Genomic DNA, 556 nt, shown 5'->3' with positions numbered 1-556 from the left:
GGGCAATGGCCTGCGTATCTTCAACAAGCTCTGTCGCCGTCTCCCAGCCGTTGTTCGGGTCAATCCAGTTCACCTCAACGGCATTATGGCGGTCCTTCAGGGCGCTGAAGCTGTAGCGGAACGGCGCGCCATCATCCGGCATCACCACATTACTGCGGTTATAGGTCCACGTCTTATCCGACGGTCGGTCCTGCACGAACGTCAGCGTCTGCCCGTTCCATACCGGCATACAGCGCATCGCCGAGCAGAAATCGCTGAGCACATCCCACGCCTTACGCTGTGTGGTCAGGTACGCATTACAGGTGATGCGCGGCTCCGTGCCGCCAAAGCCGTCCGGCACTGACTGGTCGCAGTACTGGCCGATGACATACAGCGCCCATTTATCCACATCCGCCGCACCAAGACGTTTCCCCATGCCGTAGCGCGGATGGGTCAGCATATCCCACAGACACCAGGCCATGTTGTTGCTGTATGCCGGTTTAAACGTTCCGTCCCAGATACCGCTGTATTGCCGCGTCTGCGGGTTATAGTTCGACGGCACCTGCAGAATACGCCC

Annotated in this window: 1 protein-coding gene; it reads right to left on the bottom strand. The window is 59.0% G+C overall.

Going from position 1 to position 556, the window contains the following annotated elements; genetic code table 11:
- The coding region (locus EMN46_RS18830; protein ID WP_195715329.1) for a phage tail protein at nucleotides 1-556 on the bottom strand (556 nt) is incomplete at both ends.

Origin of the sequence: Ancylomarina sp. 16SWW S1-10-2 (assembly GCF_009669305.1) — a bacterium.
Taxonomy (GTDB): domain Bacteria; phylum Bacteroidota; class Bacteroidia; order Bacteroidales; family Marinifilaceae; genus Ancylomarina.
Note: the sequence above shows the minus strand (reverse complement) of the source record. Positions and strands in the feature narration are given on the sequence as shown.